The following is a 15,848-nucleotide window of genomic DNA, read 5'->3' as shown; positions in this document are numbered from 1 at the left end:
AGAGGAGGAACAAGTTGCTAAAACCCGCTCTAGAGTGGACTGGATGGCAACCTTAAAGAAAACTAAAAGCATCCGTTTCTGCGAAGGTCTTTCTTGTCTAGACGTTAGGAAGGTGATAAAATAGGGACTATGAACAAATTAAAAGAATTAATGGAGGGAATGATTCGTCATTTCCAACGAGAGAAAAAACCAAGGAAGATTGCGGAAGAGGTTGAATTATCAACGGACGGGGAGGAGCAAGCTCCAACCTATAGCCGGTCGGAGAATTCACGGAGAAAATCTCACTCCCAACATCCGATCAGACGCTTTTGGCGCAGGTATCACTTGACCAAGATCTTCCTACTGATTGGGCTGACCTTTAGTCTCGTCGTCGGAGGTTATCTTTTCTACATAGCCAAGACGACCAATGTAGCAGATCTGCAAAACGCCCTCAAGGCGACCACGATCATCTATGATAAAGATGGGAACCAAGCAGGAAGCCTAACGGGGCAAAAAGGAACCTACGTTGAGTTAGATGCCATTAGTGAAAACTTGCAAAATGCAGTTGTTGCGACAGAAGACCGGAGTTTCTACAAAAATAGTGGGATTAACTATGGTCGTTTCTTCCTGGCGATTTTGACTGCCGGCCGCTCAGGTGGGGGATCGACGATCACCCAACAGTTGGCCAAAAATGCCTATCTTTCTCAGGACCAGACGGTTGAGCGGAAGGCTAAGGAGTTTTTCCTAGCCCTCGAGATTAACAAAAAGTATAGTAAGAAAGAAATCTTGACCATGTACCTCAACAATGCCTATTTTGGCAATGGGGTTTGGGGGATTGAAGATGCTTCTAAGAAGTATTTCGGTGTATCCGCTAGTGAGTTGACTCTGGATCAGTCAGCTGTCCTTGCCGGTATGCTCAAGGGACCAGAAATCTATAACCCCCTTTATTCAGTCGAGAACGCAACCAATCGTCGCAATACGGTCCTACAAAATATGGTCGCAGCTGGTTATATCGACCAAGCTACAGCAGATCAATCCGCCGCAGTCGACATTCATGGACAACTGGTGGATGCCTATGAAGGCAAGTCAGAAGATTATCGCTACCCGTCCTATTTCGATGCGGTTATCAACGAGGCTGTCAACGAATATGGTCTAACAGAAGAAGATATCATCAAGAATGGTTACCGGATCTACACAGAGATGGACCAGAATTACCAAGCCAGCATGCAGGTCATCTACGACAATGTAGATCTCTTTCCTGTTGCCGAAGATGGCACGCGGGCAGAATCTGGTAGTGTAGCCCTGGATCCTAAGACCGGAGGAGTGCGGGCGATCGTTGGACGCGTGGCTAGTGACCAAGATGCTGGCTTCCGAAGCTACAACTATGCGACTCAATCTGCTAGAAGTCCTGGTTCTACCATTAAACCCCTGGTCGTTTATAGTCCAGCTGTAGCCAACGGCTGGTCAACCAATAAAGAATTGGACAATGCGACCAAGGTCTACGGCGGTTATACAGTTGATAACTATGGTGGCATCCAAGGTAGTCCGACCGTTCCCATGTACCAAGCCTTGGCAGAATCTCTCAACCTGCCAGCTGTAGCGACAGCCAATGAGTTAGGGCTCAATACTGTCTTTGATTATGGGAAAAAATTTGGTCTCAATATGGACAAGGTGGACAAATCTCTCGGAGTAGCTCTGGGATCTGGTGTGACGACCAACCCTCTTCAGATGGCTCAGGCCTATGGAACCTTTGCCAACGACGGAGTGATGAACGATGCCCATCTCATTACGAAGATTGAAAATGCCAGCGGTCAAGTGGTGAAAAGTCACAGTCAGAAATCAAAACGGGTGCTTAGCAGCTCAGCTAATAAGAAGATGACCAATATGATGTTGGGAACCTTTACCAACGGAACGGGTGTCAACGCAGCACCGTATGGTTATACCATGGCTGGTAAAACAGGAACGACTGAAACAGACTTCAACCCGGATCTCTCTGGTGACCAGTGGGTCATTGGCTACACGCCAGATGTGGTCATTAGTCAGTGGCTAGGTTTCCCTAAGACGGATGAAACCCACTATTTGACAGGGACTAGTGCAGAGACAGCCTCAGTGATCTTCCGAAATGTAGCCAATAGCGTCCTTCCTTATACAGAAGGAACTAGCTTTGACAATGAGGAAAATTCTTACCAGGAAAATGGCATTGCCCCTGTCGGTCAAGAAACAGAAACTGAGAGTCCAGAAGAGGACAAGGGCTTCTTTGATACTGTCAAAGAACGCGCTGCAGGTATCGTAGACGATGCCAAAAAAGCCATCGATGAAGCAGATATTCCTGGAAAAGCACAAAATGCCTGGGATACTTTTAAAGGTTGGTTTGGATTCTAAAAAATAGATGCTTAAAAGATGGGAAGGTTCTTTCCATTCAAAGTCTTCTTAGAAACTTTCCTTAGGTAAGTACGGACGTCAGCGAACTTCGAAGAAGTTCCATGACTAATTATTGAGCCTAAGGTCTCAATAATTCCGAGTGCTTGAAACGTAATGTTTCAAGCACTTTTCTCACGACGGAAAGTTTCAAGATAGAGTTGAACAACTCCATAAAAAAGAAAACATATTTATTGAATACCCCCAGCCATTATAAAGCTTAGATCACTGTAGATAGGATGCTAAAAAAGCCTTCAGATGATGATCTGAAAGGCTTTTGTTTTTAGTTTCATTACAAGTCTTCGTCGGAGACGCTGAAGGTATCTCCGTGTTCAAAGTCACCGTATTGGTAGCCCCGTTTGAACCAGCGCATGCGTTGTTCAGACGTCCCGTGGGTGAAGCTATCAGGGACGGAATAACCATAGGCTTGTTCTTGAAGGGTATCATCTCCCACGGCGTGTGCAGCGTTGAGCGCTTCTTCAATATCGCCTGTATCCATGAGGCCTTGCACTTCAATGTAGCGAGTCCACATACCCGCATAGTAGTCAGCTTGAAGTTCCAAACGGACATTGAGGGCGTTTTTTTCTGTCTCGCTTTTTCCTCGGATGGCTTGCTGGTAACTTTGAAGAGTCCCCAGTTCGTTTTGGATGTGGTGGCCGACTTCGTGAGCGATGACATAAGCCATGGCAAAATCTCCGCTAGCCTTATATTTGGTGGTCAACTCTTTGTAGAAGCTGATATCCAAATAGATCTTTTGGTCTGTCGGACAGTAGAAGGGACCGGCAGATGCTTGACCTACACCACAGCCAGTACGAGTTTGGCCGGTATAAAAAACCAGGGTGGGCTTGTGATAGGTCAGCCCGTCTTTTTGGAAGGTTTGCCCCCAGAAATCCTCAGTGGTTCCAAGGACTTGACTGACGAATTTGCTATCTCCGTCATTCACCTGGGTATTGCTTTGGCGCGTGACTTGTCCTGAGTTGTAGTTCTGCGTGGTCTGCCCCTGGTCAAAGAGCCCGCTCAATCCAGCGCCCCCGCTCAAAAAGATGAGAACGAGGATCAAGATCAATTTGCTCTTAAAGCTTCCAGGCGAGAGGAGGATCTGTAAAATACCACCCCCTAAATTCCCACCAGACCGGCCAGATGAGTAGCTCCCGCCACTTTGTCCGCGACGGTCTTCAATGTTTTTACTTTCTTTCAGATGATCGCTTTTCATAGTTTCTCCTTTATCCTTTATATTGTACCAAATCATAGAGAAAAGCCAAATAAATGCGCTCCCTTAGAGTGGAAGAGCTTGTCAAATAGTAGAAAACTTGCTATAATAGTGTGAATGGAGGCGTTATGGCATTAAAAAAAGCAAGTCTAGCGTGTACGGTTTGTGGGTCACGCAACTACTCAATCAAGTTGAGTGCGACGCCAAAACCAAAACGTCTAGAAGTTAATAAGTTTTGTAAACATTGTAGTAAATATACAATTCATAAAGAAACCAGATAGGAGAATGTTGTGAAATTTTTTAAAGATATTTTTGTCTTGCTGAAAAACACGACTTGGCCTACTCGTAAAGAAAGATGGAAAAACTTTATCTCTGTGATTGAGTACACAGCTTTCTTCGTGGTCTTGATTTATTTGTTTGACCAAGTAGTGGCTAAAGGTATTTTGAAGCTGATCGATATGTTCTAAAAAAGAAACAAATCTGCGTCCCATGTGGATGCTTTTTTTCTTGCCTTGATAAAGAAAAAACAAGAGAAACTTCTTTGCTTTCTCCGGTTTTATGTTATAATGGAGCTAGGAAAACAAGAGCCAGAGGGCTTTTTTTAGTATCGTGATGAAACGATTACCTTCTGGTAGATAAGAAAGGAAACAAAAATGGATAGTTTTGACAAAGGCTGGTTTGTCCTACAGACCTACTCAGGATATGAAAACAAAGTGAAGGAAAACCTTCTTCAACGCGCACAAACATATAATATGTTGGAAAACATCTTGCGTGTGGAAATCCCTACTCAAACTGTGCAAATTGAGAAGAATGGGAAAACAAAAGAAATCGAAGAAAATCGCTTCCCTGGTTATGTCTTGGTAGAAATGGTCATGACCGATGAAGCTTGGTTTGTCGTTCGGAACACACCAAACGTTACTGGATTTGTGGGATCTCACGGGAACCGTTCAAAACCAACTCCACTTTTGGAAGATGAAATCCGCAACATCTTGATTTCGATGGGACAAACAGTTCAAGATTTCAACATTGATGTGAAGGTGGGAGATACTGTACGCATTATCGATGGGGCCTTTGCAGATTACACTGGTAAGATCACAGAAATCGATAACAACAAGGTGAAAATGATCATCACCATGTTTGGAAATGACACTGTGGCAGAAGTCAACCTCAATCAAATCGCAGAATTGTAAGGAATGAAAGAGAGTGGGACAGAAATCGGTAATTCGTTAGAATTCGATTTCGTCGTCCCACCTCCGCACAGTTGAGTAGGGCTGTAAAAGCTGATGAAATCAGCGTAGTAGAGCCCACTCAACCACTGCGTCTTGCTCGACAATTTAAAGGCAATTGAGAGGCTAGGACTTTTGTCCCATCCCCTTATTCAAAGAAACCCTCCAAGACGCTGGTCTTGGAGGATTTGTGTTTGTTGAGAAGGGGTTCTTATGCAGGTTCAGAGACTTGGAAGACTGTTTCTTTGTCAAAACCGACAGAGTAGTCTTTCCCGTCTTCACCTTTCCAAGTAAAGATAGTCGCGTAGCCAAAGACGAAAACAGTTTCTGGACGGCCGTGCTTTTCAATTACTTCTTTAGCCGTCATTCCAGGTTGAATATCCTTGAGATTCGTCACCTTTTTAGAGTTAGGCAAGGTGGCAATTTTGTTAGTGGCTTGACCTTTTTCATTAAAATCAATCAAGATAGCAGAGCCATCTCCATGCCAGTAACCATCATTGCCAGAAGAGGAATCAGTAGGACCTAACTTGCTGATGGCTTCATCTTTTGTAGTAGGGGCAAGGGCTTCATTCCCGACAAGGATTTCCACTTTAATCTCTTTGAAGGCGGCCCATTTTGGCATTTCAGGGATATCCCCGATAGCTTCCAGTGACTCTCCTTGGTCCATCAAGCTCATTGTATAATTAGGATCCTCGCGCGTGTTAGAGTCTGAAGAGCTATAAGAATCATCCTTACTGAAGCCTGATGAAAAATCCTTTTTGCTGGTTGACTTTTTAGAATATGAACTTCTAGAACTCTTAGAGCTTTTAGAGGTTTTTTTAGAACTGCTCACAAGAGGTTTTCTTTGGTGAGTCTCTGGTGCAGCCGGTTGGCAAGCAGCCAGCATGGCCAATGAGAGGATGCTGAGAGCATATAAGGTAACTTTTTTCATAATTATCTTTTCCTTTCATGAGTGGAGAACAGAATCGCTCGCAAAGAAGCGCTGGTACGGTCCAATCAAGTGATGGTATCAAAAAAGCCCATTGCTGGGCTCGTTGATATTTGTTTGTGAAGGCGGTAGACGGATTTGAACCGACGATCAAGCTTTTGCAGAGCCGTGCCTTACCACTTGGCTATACCGCCACAACATATTCTATTTTATCTTAAAAATCAGATAAGGTCAAGAAAAAATTTCGGACAAAAGGCTTATGAAAGGGAAAGAATGAGAATCGTGCAGAAAAACATAAAGGAAGGAGGGAGAGCCCTGAAGAAAAGCAGGAAAGTCTAGGAATTTCTCTCAAATGACTTGCAAAAAGCTTCTAAATCTGCTATACTAATAAAGTTGCGTAAAGCAATAAATACTCATCCTGGAACCATTGTGGCACCGTTGCCCTTGTGGTCGTGTTGCAAGCTGACGTCTGGGAGAGGAGAAAAAACAAAAAGGAGAATTTACTCATGGCAGTAATTTCAATGAAACAACTTCTTGAGGCTGGTGTACACTTCGGTCACCAAACTCGTCGCTGGAACCCTAAGATGGCTAAGTACATCTTCACTGAGCGTAACGGAATCCACGTTATCGACTTGCAACAAACTGTAAAATACGCTGACCAAGCATATGACTTCATGCGTGAAGCTGCTGCAAACGACGCAGTTGTATTGTTTGTTGGTACTAAGAAACAAGCTGCTGAAGCTGTTGCTGAAGAAGCTGTTCGTTCAGGTCAATACTACATCAACCACCGTTGGTTGGGTGGTACCCTTACTAACTGGGGAACAATCCAAAAACGTATCGCTCGTTTGAAAGAAATCAAACGCATGGAAGAAGAAGGAATCTTCGACGTTCTTCCTAAGAAAGAAGTTGCACTTCTTAACAAACAACGCGCTCGTCTTGAAAAATTCTTGGGTGGTATCGAAGATATGCCTCGTATCCCAGACGTAATGTACGTTGTTGACCCACACAAAGAGCAAATCGCTGTTAAAGAAGCTAAGAAATTGGGTATCCCAGTTGTAGCGATGGTCGACACTAACACTGACCCAGACGATATCGATGTAATCATCCCAGCTAACGATGATGCTATCCGCGCTGTTAAATTGATCACTGCGAAAATGGCTGACGCTGTTATCGAAGGACGTCAAGGTGAAGATGCAGTTGCATCAGTTGAAGCTGAATTGGCAGCAACTGAAACTCAAGCAGATTCAATCGAAGAAATCGTTGAAGTTGTTGAAGGCGACAACGCTTAATTCGTATAAATAGTAATTACCTAGGAGGGCGGGGCTTAGCCCGGCTCTCCTATTTTTAAAAAAATATAGGAGAAACAAAATGGCAGAAATTACAGCTAAACTTGTTAAAGAGTTGCGTGAAAAATCTGGTGCTGGTGTCATGGACGCTAAGAAAGCATTGGTTGAAGTTGAAGGCGATATCGAAAAAGCAATCGAATTGCTTCGCGAAAAAGGTATGGCTAAAGCAGCTAAGAAAGCTGACCGTGTTGCAGCTGAAGGTTTGACTGGTGTTTATGTGAATGGTAACGTTGCAGCAGTAGTTGAAGTAAATGCTGAAACTGACTTCGTTGCGAAAAACGCTCAATTCGTTGAATTGGTAAACGCAACTGCGAAAGTCATCGCTGAAGGTAAACCAGCTAACAACGAAGAAGCTCTTGCATTGACAATGCCTTCAGGTGAAACTCTTGAAGCAGCATACGTATCTGCAACTGCTACAATCGGAGAAAAAATCTCATTCCGTCGTTTTGCTTTGCTTGAAAAAACAGATGCACAACACTTTGGTGCTTACCAACACAACGGTGGACGTATCGGTGTTATCTCTGTTGTCGAAGGTGGAGACGAAGCACTTGCTAAACAAATTTCAATGCACATCGCTGCAATGAAACCAACCGTTCTTTCATACAAAGAATTGGATGAGCAATTCGTGAAAGATGAGTTGGCACAATTGAACCACGTGATCGACCAAGACAACGAAAGCCGTGCAATGGTTGGTAAACCAGCTCTTCCACACTTGAAGTATGGTTCTAAAGCTCAATTGACTGACGAAGTTGTCGCTCAAGCTGAAGAAGATATCAAAGCTGAATTGGCAGCTGAAGGTAAACCAGAAAAAATCTGGGATAAAATCATCCCAGGTAAAATGGATCGCTTCTTCTTGGACAACACGAAAGTTGACCAAGCCTACACTCTTCTTGCACAAGTTTACATCATGGATGACAGCAAGACAGTGGAAGCTTACCTTGAATCAGTAAATGCTTCAGTTGTTGAATTTGTTCGCTTTGAAGTTGGTGAAGGTATTGAAAAAGCTTCAAATGACTTTGAAGCAGAAGTTGCAGCTACAATGGCAGCAGCTCTTAACAACTAAGAATTAAAAAAAGAGGTTTCGATGGAAACCTCTTTTTTTGTAAGATGAAAAGGACTGAAACAGATGTTTCAGTCCTTTTGCTATTAATGCGCAAAGGTATCTAGTCCGAAGAGGAGCGAGAGAGATCCCATAATGAGGCCTGCTAGGACAACTCCCAACATGACAGCAAGGACGCTCCGTTTGAAATCCCAGTCCAGAATAGATGCGGCGAGGGTTCCAGTCCAGGCTCCAGTTCCTGGTAAGGGAATACCGACGAACAAGAGTAGGGCCCAAAAGATTCCCTTATCCCCTGCAGCTTCTTCTAATTTTTGTCCTCCACGATGGCCTTTGTTGAGACACCAAGTGAAAAAGTTCCCGATAACAGGCTTATCTTTCCCCCATTCCAGGATATGGCGAGCGAAAAAGAAAATAATAGGGACAGGAAGCATGTTGCCAACGACCCCAATCAGGAGGGCTTGCCAAAGAGGAATTCCGCTAGAGATGGCGTAGGGAACAGCTCCACGAAGTTCTACCAGAGGAATCATGGAGATCAAAAAAGTAATAATGTAGTTCATGTGTCATCCTTTCAATTCATCCTTTCCATTCTACCTTATCTTATATAAATTCACAACTATTCAAGTTAAAAATCTAGTATTTCAGAATTAAAAAACGAAGAATATTATCTATTCTCTACAAATTATAGTTCTTTTTGATCAAACTAAAGACTGTCCATTACATCCCTTGTTTAACCTTTATTATTTGGTATAGTTATAATGTGAGATTCGGTACATTTTTGAGTACTTTGAAGATATTTACTGTATCAATTATTAAATTATAGGTATTGTTGACTAAGTTGTTTTTTAAGAAGTGTAGTGTATGTAGTATTCGAAAACTAACGGTTTGAGCTTTTACGGTCCTCATCGGTGTTTCTTTTTTCAGAGTACAGGGAGCCCTGGCTCAAGTGAATGAAAAAGCAGGAGTGGCAGAAGAGGAAGGTGATGAGATTGCTGAAAAAGTAGTAGTCACCCAGTAGAATTCTGTTGTTGGTATTCCTGTGCAGGAGTATAAAGAAGTAGAACAGCCACAGGTGGAACCTCAAACAAGTGAACGTTCTGCTGGGGCTACTGAAGAGGCTGCGAAGGATCAAAAACAAGTAGCGGAGGACATGGTGCAAGATCGCGAACGAGATTTTAATAAGGACTGGTATTTCAAGTTAAATGCAGCTCCTGGTGCAGAAGGTCGCCAGGTGGATGTCAAAAACTGGAAAAAATTAGATTTGCCACATGATTGGTCAATCTTCTTTGACTTCGATCACAATTCTCCGGCTCAAAATGAAGGGGGACAATTAAACGGTGGGGATGCTTGGTATCGCAAGACCTTCCGTTTGGATGACAAAGATCTAGATAAGAAGGTGCGTTTGGAATTTGGTGGAGTTTACATGGATTCGAAAGTCTATGTAAACGGACAATTTGTGGGTCATTATCCAAATGGCTACAATGCCTTTTCTTATGATATTACCCCTTATTTGAATGCGGATGGAAGTGAAAACACCATCGCGGTTCATGTGGTCAACCAACAGCCAAGTAGTCGTTGGTATTCTGGAAGTGGGATTTATCGTGATGTCAAACTCAGTGTGACGGATAAGGTTCATGTGGCTAAGTATGGGACCACCATCACTAGTCCAAAGTTAGAAGAACAACAGAATGGGGCAGTCGATACTCTTGTGAAGAGTCGTATTGTCAACCAAGATGATCAAGCCCACAGTGTGTATGCGGAATACGAAATCGTCGATCAAAATGGTCAAGTGGTCAGTGAAAAGGTGCGCAGTGAAGTGCAATCCGTTTTGGCTGGTCAAGAGATCAACCTGTCTCATACCCTTCATGTTGAAAAACCAACTCTCTGGGATGTCAAAACCAATAACCCAGCCCTTTATACTCTGTATACACGGGTCTATCGGGATTCGCAATTGGTCGATGTGCAAAAGGAACGTTTTGGTTATCGCTATCTCAACTGGACACCAGAAGGGGGCTTCTTCCTTAACGGAGCGGCTACGAAATTCCACGGTGTTTCCCTTCACCATGACCATGGGGCCCTCGGAGCTGAGGAAAATTACAAGGCTGAATACCGCCGTCTCAAACAGATGAAGGACATGGGGGTCAATGCGATCCGGACGACCCACAACCCAGCGAGTGAACAAACCCTGCAAATTGCGGCTGAGTTGGGCTTGATGGTCCAAGAAGAAGCCTTTGATACCTGGTATGGTGGCAAGAAACAATACGATTACGGTCGATTCTTTGAAAAGGATGCAACGCATCCAGAAGCTCGAAAAGGGGATAAGTGGTCTGACTATGACCTTCGGACCATGGTAGAGCGAGGCAAGAACAATCCTTCTATTGTGATGTGGTCAATCGGTAACGAAGTCGGTGAAGCAGATGGATCTGATAAGTCTGTCGCAACCGTTCGTCGTCTGGTCAAGACCATCAAGGAAGTGGATGCAACTCGCTATGTCACCATGGGAGCTGATAAATTCCGCTTTGGTGATGGATCAGGAGGACATGAAAAGGTAGCGGCAGAGCTCGATGCGGTTGGATTTAACTACTCAGAGGCCAACTATGAAAGCCTACGCGCTAAACATCCAAACTGGCTCATTTATGGTTCTGAAACCTCTTCTGCAACGCGGACGCGGGGCTCTTACTACCATCCTGAAAGAGAGTGGGTCGGAAGCAACCAAGAAGACCGCCATTATGAACAATCAGACTATGGCAATGACCGGGTTGGTTGGGGTCGGACAGCGACAGCCTCTTGGACCTTTGACCGCGATCATGCCGGCTATGCAGGACAATTTATCTGGACAGGTACGGACTATATCGGCGAGCCAACACCATGGCACAACCAAAATGACACACCTGTGAAAAGTTCTTATTTCGGTATTGTCGATACTGCCGGCCTTCCAAAGAATGATTTTTACCTTTACCAAAGTCAATGGGTATCGGCTGAGAAACATCCAATGGTTCATCTCTTACCACATTGGAACTGGGACAATCCAGAATTAGCCAATCGTGTCATGGATGAAGAAGGTCGGATTCCTGTTCGTGCCTTCTCCAATGCCCACAGTGTGGAATTGATTGTCAATGGGGAATCACAAGGGGTCAAGACCTTTACCAAGAAGACCACAGCAGATGGCCGGACCTACCAAGAAGGGGCAAATCCGAATGAACTCTATCTAGAGTGGTTGGTTCCTTATGTACCAGGTAAAGTAGAAGCTATTGCGCGCAACGAAGCAGGCGAAGTAATCGCACGTGATCAGATCGAGACAGCTGGGAAGCCAGCCGGTGTTCGCCTGCTGAAAGAAGAACACGCCATTGCGGCAGACGGTAAAGATTTGACCTATATTACCTATGAAATCGTCGATGAAGCAGGTCGTGTCGTCCCAACTGCCAATAATTTGGTGCATTTCCATTTGCATGGCCAAGGCCAAATTGTCGGTGTCGATAATGGGGAACAAGCCAGCCGTGAACGCTACAAAGCGCAGGAAGATGGCTCATGGCAACGTCGGGCCTTTAACGGCAAAGGGGTTGTCATTGTCAAATCGACTGAGCAAGCAGGTGCCTTTACCCTGTATGCAGACTCAGACCGCTTGCAATCAGACCAAGTCAGCCTCTTTACAGGTAAGAAGGACCAAGCAGAACGCTCTGTTTTGGGAGTCGAACCGGTTCGGACTCAAGTGTACTTGGGACAAAATCCTGAACTTCCAAGTCACGTATCTGTTGTTTATAGCGATGGCAAGGCCCAAGAAGAAGCCGTCGAATGGGATGCGGCAGACTATAGCCGTGCTGGCCAAGTCCGTGTGACAGGTCATGTTCAAGGACGCACGGTCGAAGCTCTGGTCGATGTGATCGGCGTGGAACAAGTCCTTCCAGTTATCAAACAAATCCCACAGGGAGCAGATCTAGCGACAGTGGATAAGACTGTGCAATTGGTCTTCACAGATGGCCGGACAGTTAGCTATGAAGTTGATCAATGGACCTTGGAAGCTGGTCAAGAAGATCAGTTGTCCACACCAGGTGCTCGCTTGAAAGCGAAAGGACACCTAGGCAATGGGGAAACCGTCCAAGCGACTCTAGTGGTTGCAGGTGGAACAGTCAGCAAGGCTAAGAAACCAACCGTGCAACTAGATGGAGTAGCCCTTCCAAAATTTGGTAGTGGCAACCATACTATTTTCCGCCCATTGACTTATGGGCAAGAGCCTGGTCAAGTCACAGCAAGTGCAGAAAATGCCCAAGTGACGGTCCTACAAGCTAGCCGTGAAAATGGTTTGAAAGCTCAAATCTTTGTGATTGCTCAGGATACGGGAGCTGTCCAGACCTATGCTATCCAATTCCAAGAAGAAAGTCCACAGATCCAGCGCCTAGAATTGCGTCTGCCAGAAGGACAGGAACTCAAGGAAGACCAAACGGTACCACTTGAAGTCATTGCCCATTACCAAGATGGTAGCCAGGCAAGTCTCAAAGCAGATCAAATCGATGTGAAGACAAGAGCTGGTAGCCAAGGAAAAGCGGTCGCAAGCAAGAAAGGTTTGGAACTACGGGAAGCAGGATTGGTTCATTTAGAAGCTAGCTTCCAAGGACAAACGGGAGAAGTCACCTTTACCATCACGCCAAATCCTGAAGAAAAGACGGTTGTCAAGGTGCGTCCTGTACGGATTAGTACGGATCGAAATGTTTTGCCAGCTCTTCCAGAGACAGTCTTGGTCGAGTATGACAAGGTATTCCCGAAAGAAAAACGTGTGACCTGGGATGCCGTGACAGCAGATCAAGTCAAGGATTACCATAGCTTTACAATCACAGGTCATGTAGAAGGTGTGGAAAAAGAAGCCCAAGCCCAAGTCACAGTTGAAGGCATTATCGCTGTAGAAGAAGTCAGCACCACCACTCCAGTCGGAGAAAAACCAGCCCTTCCAGAAAGCGTGCGGACCTATCACTCTAATGGTAAGATCTATACTGCTAAGGTGGCATGGGATGCGGTCGATCCGCAACTCTTGGCCAAAGAAGGAGAAGTTGTCCTCTCTGGTCGTGTAGAAGGAACGGATCTTCCAACCCGTCTTCATATTCGTGTTTCCGCAAACACAGTCAAGGGGGCCAACGTAGCAGAGCAATGGACAGGATCAGTCTTGCCACTCGCTTTTGCAAGTGACTCTAACGATGCGGATCCAGTTGCTAAGGTCAATGATAAGGTCATCTCCTTTACCGATGCTCCAGCTAACCGTTGGACCAACTGGGGCCGTGACAATGCGGAAGATTCTGTTGGTATCTTGTTTGGGGATTCTGGTATCTTGACCAAGCGAGCAGTGGACAACCTCCATGTTGGTTTCCATGAAGACCACGGCGTTGGGGCTCCAAGTGAATATGTGATTGAGTACTATACAGGGGAACAAATCCCAACTGTTCCAAGCAATCCAAATCGTGTTAAAGACGAAACAGACCATCCATTTAACAATCCAGCCAACTGGAAAGAAGTCAGCAACCTAACCGTTGAAGAACCGGTAGCAGCTGGCAAGATGAATCATTTCAGTTTTGATAAAGTCGACACCTATGCCGTTCGGATCCGCATGAAGACACCAGAAGGCAAGCGTGGAAGCTCTATTTCAGAGATTCAGATCTTTGCCAATAAGGTGGCGGCAGAAGAAAAGAGCCAGGTGACCATTCGTGTCAACGGTGAGGTTTTACCAGGAGTTAATCCAAGTGTGACCGATTACTACATCGATGCGCGTGATCGGGCTTATCCACAAGTGGAAGCGACAGCTAGCCATCACGGTCTTGCAACGGTTGTGCCAAGCGTCCATGAAGGTGAGCCAATCCGTGTCATCCATAAAGCAGAAGATGGTACTATCTTACAAGAATACCGCCTCTATCTCACAAGTGATGCAGAAAAACTGAAACAAGCTACTCCAGTAGCAGTAGAAGCAGGCAGACGTTTTGTGAAAGTCGGTCAAGATCTGGTTCTACCATCTACAGTAGGTGTCTACTTCAAAGGGGACACAGGTTATGAACGCAAGGAACTTACGGTGGACTGGCAGGCTATCCCAGCTGATGCACTTTCTCATGAAGGCAGCTTCACGTTAGAAGGAAAAGTCATTGGCTATGATCTGACAGCTCAGCTGACCGTCCGGGTGTCCGAAAAGACAGGAGAAATCCTCTCTGTGAACCGTGACTACAATGCAGAGGATACCAGAGCATTTGCTAGTGAAACCAACGATCTCGATCCAAATCAAATCGACTATATCGATTACATCAATGATGGTGGCTACAACGAGTACTACCGTTGGACCAACTGGAAGAGAGAGCCGGATCAAACAGAAGTGTTTGCTGGTCTCATCTTCAAGAAAAATGGTCAAGTAACAGAGCGCTTAGTCAATAAAGTAGCAGTCGACTTCTTTGCAGATCAGGAAACAGGTCTGCCAACGAAAACTGTTCTTGAACGCTACATTGGTCCAGACTTTGATGTCCCAGATGATTACGGCAATCTGAAGAATCTTCCAGATCATCCATTTAACCAGGCCTCTAACTGGGAAGAAATCCCGTATAGCTTGGATTATGCCTTTGAGCCTGGTTATATCTCTAACCTCAGCTTCAATGAAACTAGAACCAAAGCCATCCGTTTAAGAATGGTCCGTGATGAAAATCTAAAAGGAATTGGAATCGTTGAATTGAGCGCCTATGCTCCAACAGAAGAGGCCCAGGCAACAACTGATGTCACCATCCAAGTGAATGGCAAAGACCTAGAAGGCTTTAACCCAGATGTGACAGAATATCATCTAGAGTATGAGGGAGAACGTCCAATCGTTTCGGCACAAGGTAAGAATGGAACAGCCGTTACGGTCGTAGATGCTAAAAGTGCCAATGCCCCTGTGCTTGTCAAGGTTGTCTCAGAAGATGGCAAGCTCGAAAAAGTATATCAACTTTCTCTCTCCGCAAAAGCACCTACAGGCTCAGCCATTCCTGAAGAAGGGGTCAAGAATCTGGTCCACACCAAACCAGAGTTGGTGATTGAGCCAGAAGAGATGGACTTTGAACGCTTAGAACGTCCAAATGCGGAACTTCCAAAAGGTGAGAAACGTGTGGTTCAAGAAGGTCAAAAAGGCCGCAAATTGCGCTTGGTGGAAGTCTCTCAAGAAAATGGTGTGGAAAGCCGGAAGGAACTAGATGCCTTTGTAGAGCTAGATCCAGTGGCAGAAATCACAGAGGTGGGCACGAAAGAAGTGCTTCCAGATACTCCACAACCAGAGCCGCAGCCGCAGCCAGAACCACAACCGCAGCCACAACCAGAACCACAACCGCTTCCGAACCCAGAACATCCTCATGGCTCTGAAGGACCAGTAGCTACCCCAACTCCTCAAGCATCTCTTGAGGTCAAAGCAGTGCGTCAGGAAGGGACAGATGCAGCAGGGAAGGAAGTCGAGAAAACAGCTCAAACACCAGCAGTTTCAGCAACTTCAGTTTCCGAAGGTAGATTACCAAATACGGGAACGGAAGAAAGCGTCGCAAGCCTCGTTGCTGGAATCCTAGCGGCAGGCCTTGCCAGTGCTGTGCTGGACGATCAGAAAAAAAGAGCCAATAAGGCCAAATAAAACAGCTAGAGAAACTAGTAAAAAACGGTGAAAAGTTCACAGGTAACAGAAAGAGGATGGGGAAAGTCTCCA

Annotated in this window: 9 protein-coding genes, 1 tRNA gene and 1 pseudogene; 7 read left to right on the top strand and 4 right to left on the bottom strand. The window is 45.2% G+C overall.

Going from position 1 to position 15,848, the window contains the following annotated elements; all coding sequences use genetic code 11:
- Positions 1-129 precede the first annotated feature (129 nt).
- Positions 130-2,361, top strand: a complete 2,232-nt coding sequence (gene pbp2a, locus AC3E6G_RS07655; protein WP_490700767.1) for a penicillin-binding protein PBP2A — start codon at positions 130-132, stop codon at positions 2,359-2,361.
- A 328-nt stretch (positions 2,362-2,689) separates the two neighbouring features.
- Here pbp2a and ypfJ read toward each other — a convergent pair whose 3' ends face one another.
- Positions 2,690-3,610: a KPN_02809 family neutral zinc metallopeptidase gene (ypfJ, locus tag AC3E6G_RS07650; RefSeq protein ID WP_490700766.1), complete on the bottom strand. Its 921-nt coding sequence runs from the start codon at positions 3,608-3,610 to the stop codon at positions 2,690-2,692.
- Positions 3,611-3,735: 125 nt separating this feature from the next.
- Between ypfJ and rpmG the strand changes: the two genes are divergently transcribed.
- From rpmG to nusG, 3 genes are all read left to right on the top strand, one after another.
- Positions 3,736-3,888: a 50S ribosomal protein L33 gene (rpmG, locus tag AC3E6G_RS07645; RefSeq protein WP_006595433.1), complete on the top strand. Its 153-nt coding sequence runs from the start codon at positions 3,736-3,738 to the stop codon at positions 3,886-3,888.
- Between the two features lie 9 nt (positions 3,889-3,897).
- Positions 3,898-4,074, top strand: a complete 177-nt coding sequence (gene secE / locus AC3E6G_RS07640) for a preprotein translocase subunit SecE (protein ID WP_048716699.1) — start codon at positions 3,898-3,900, stop codon at positions 4,072-4,074.
- 186 nt (positions 4,075-4,260) lie between these two features.
- Positions 4,261-4,797 carry a transcription termination/antitermination protein NusG gene (gene nusG / locus AC3E6G_RS07635; RefSeq protein ID WP_006595435.1) on the top strand — a complete coding sequence of 179 codons (537 nt, stop codon included), beginning with the start codon at positions 4,261-4,263 and terminating at the stop codon, positions 4,795-4,797.
- A 247-nt stretch (positions 4,798-5,044) separates the two neighbouring features.
- Here nusG and AC3E6G_RS07630 read toward each other — a convergent pair whose 3' ends face one another.
- Entirely contained in the window at positions 5,045-5,764 is a 720-nt protein-coding gene (locus tag AC3E6G_RS07630; RefSeq protein ID WP_490700765.1) for a hypothetical protein, read from the bottom strand.
- Positions 5,765-5,884: 120 nt separating this feature from the next.
- A tRNA-Cys gene (locus AC3E6G_RS07625) sits at positions 5,885-5,955 on the bottom strand.
- 312 nt (positions 5,956-6,267) lie between these two features.
- Here AC3E6G_RS07625 and rpsB point away from each other — a divergent pair.
- Both rpsB and tsf read left to right on the top strand, forming a co-directional pair.
- Entirely contained in the window at positions 6,268-7,050 is a 783-nt protein-coding gene (gene rpsB / locus AC3E6G_RS07620) for a 30S ribosomal protein S2 (protein ID WP_048716695.1), read from the top strand.
- A 79-nt stretch (positions 7,051-7,129) separates the two neighbouring features.
- Complete coding sequence (tsf, locus tag AC3E6G_RS07615) at positions 7,130-8,170, top strand: translation elongation factor Ts (RefSeq protein ID WP_125335075.1); 1,041 nt, start codon at positions 7,130-7,132, stop codon at positions 8,168-8,170.
- Between the two features lie 83 nt (positions 8,171-8,253).
- Here tsf and AC3E6G_RS07610 read toward each other — a convergent pair whose 3' ends face one another.
- Positions 8,254-8,724 carry a COG2426 family protein gene (locus AC3E6G_RS07610; protein ID WP_490700764.1) on the bottom strand — a complete coding sequence of 157 codons (471 nt, stop codon included), beginning with the start codon at positions 8,722-8,724 and terminating at the stop codon, positions 8,254-8,256.
- Positions 8,725-8,993: 269 nt separating this feature from the next.
- On the opposite strand from AC3E6G_RS07610, the pseudogene AC3E6G_RS07605 reads away from it, so the two are divergent.
- Positions 8,994-15,776, top strand: a pseudogene (locus tag AC3E6G_RS07605) (Ig-like domain-containing protein).
- Positions 15,777-15,848 lie beyond the last annotated feature (72 nt).

The sequence above is a fragment of the Streptococcus sp. SCPM-O-B-23252 (M501) genome (assembly GCF_058200355.1).
The sequence above is the reverse complement of the archived record's forward strand: the minus strand, read 5'-3'. Positions and strand labels throughout refer to the sequence as shown.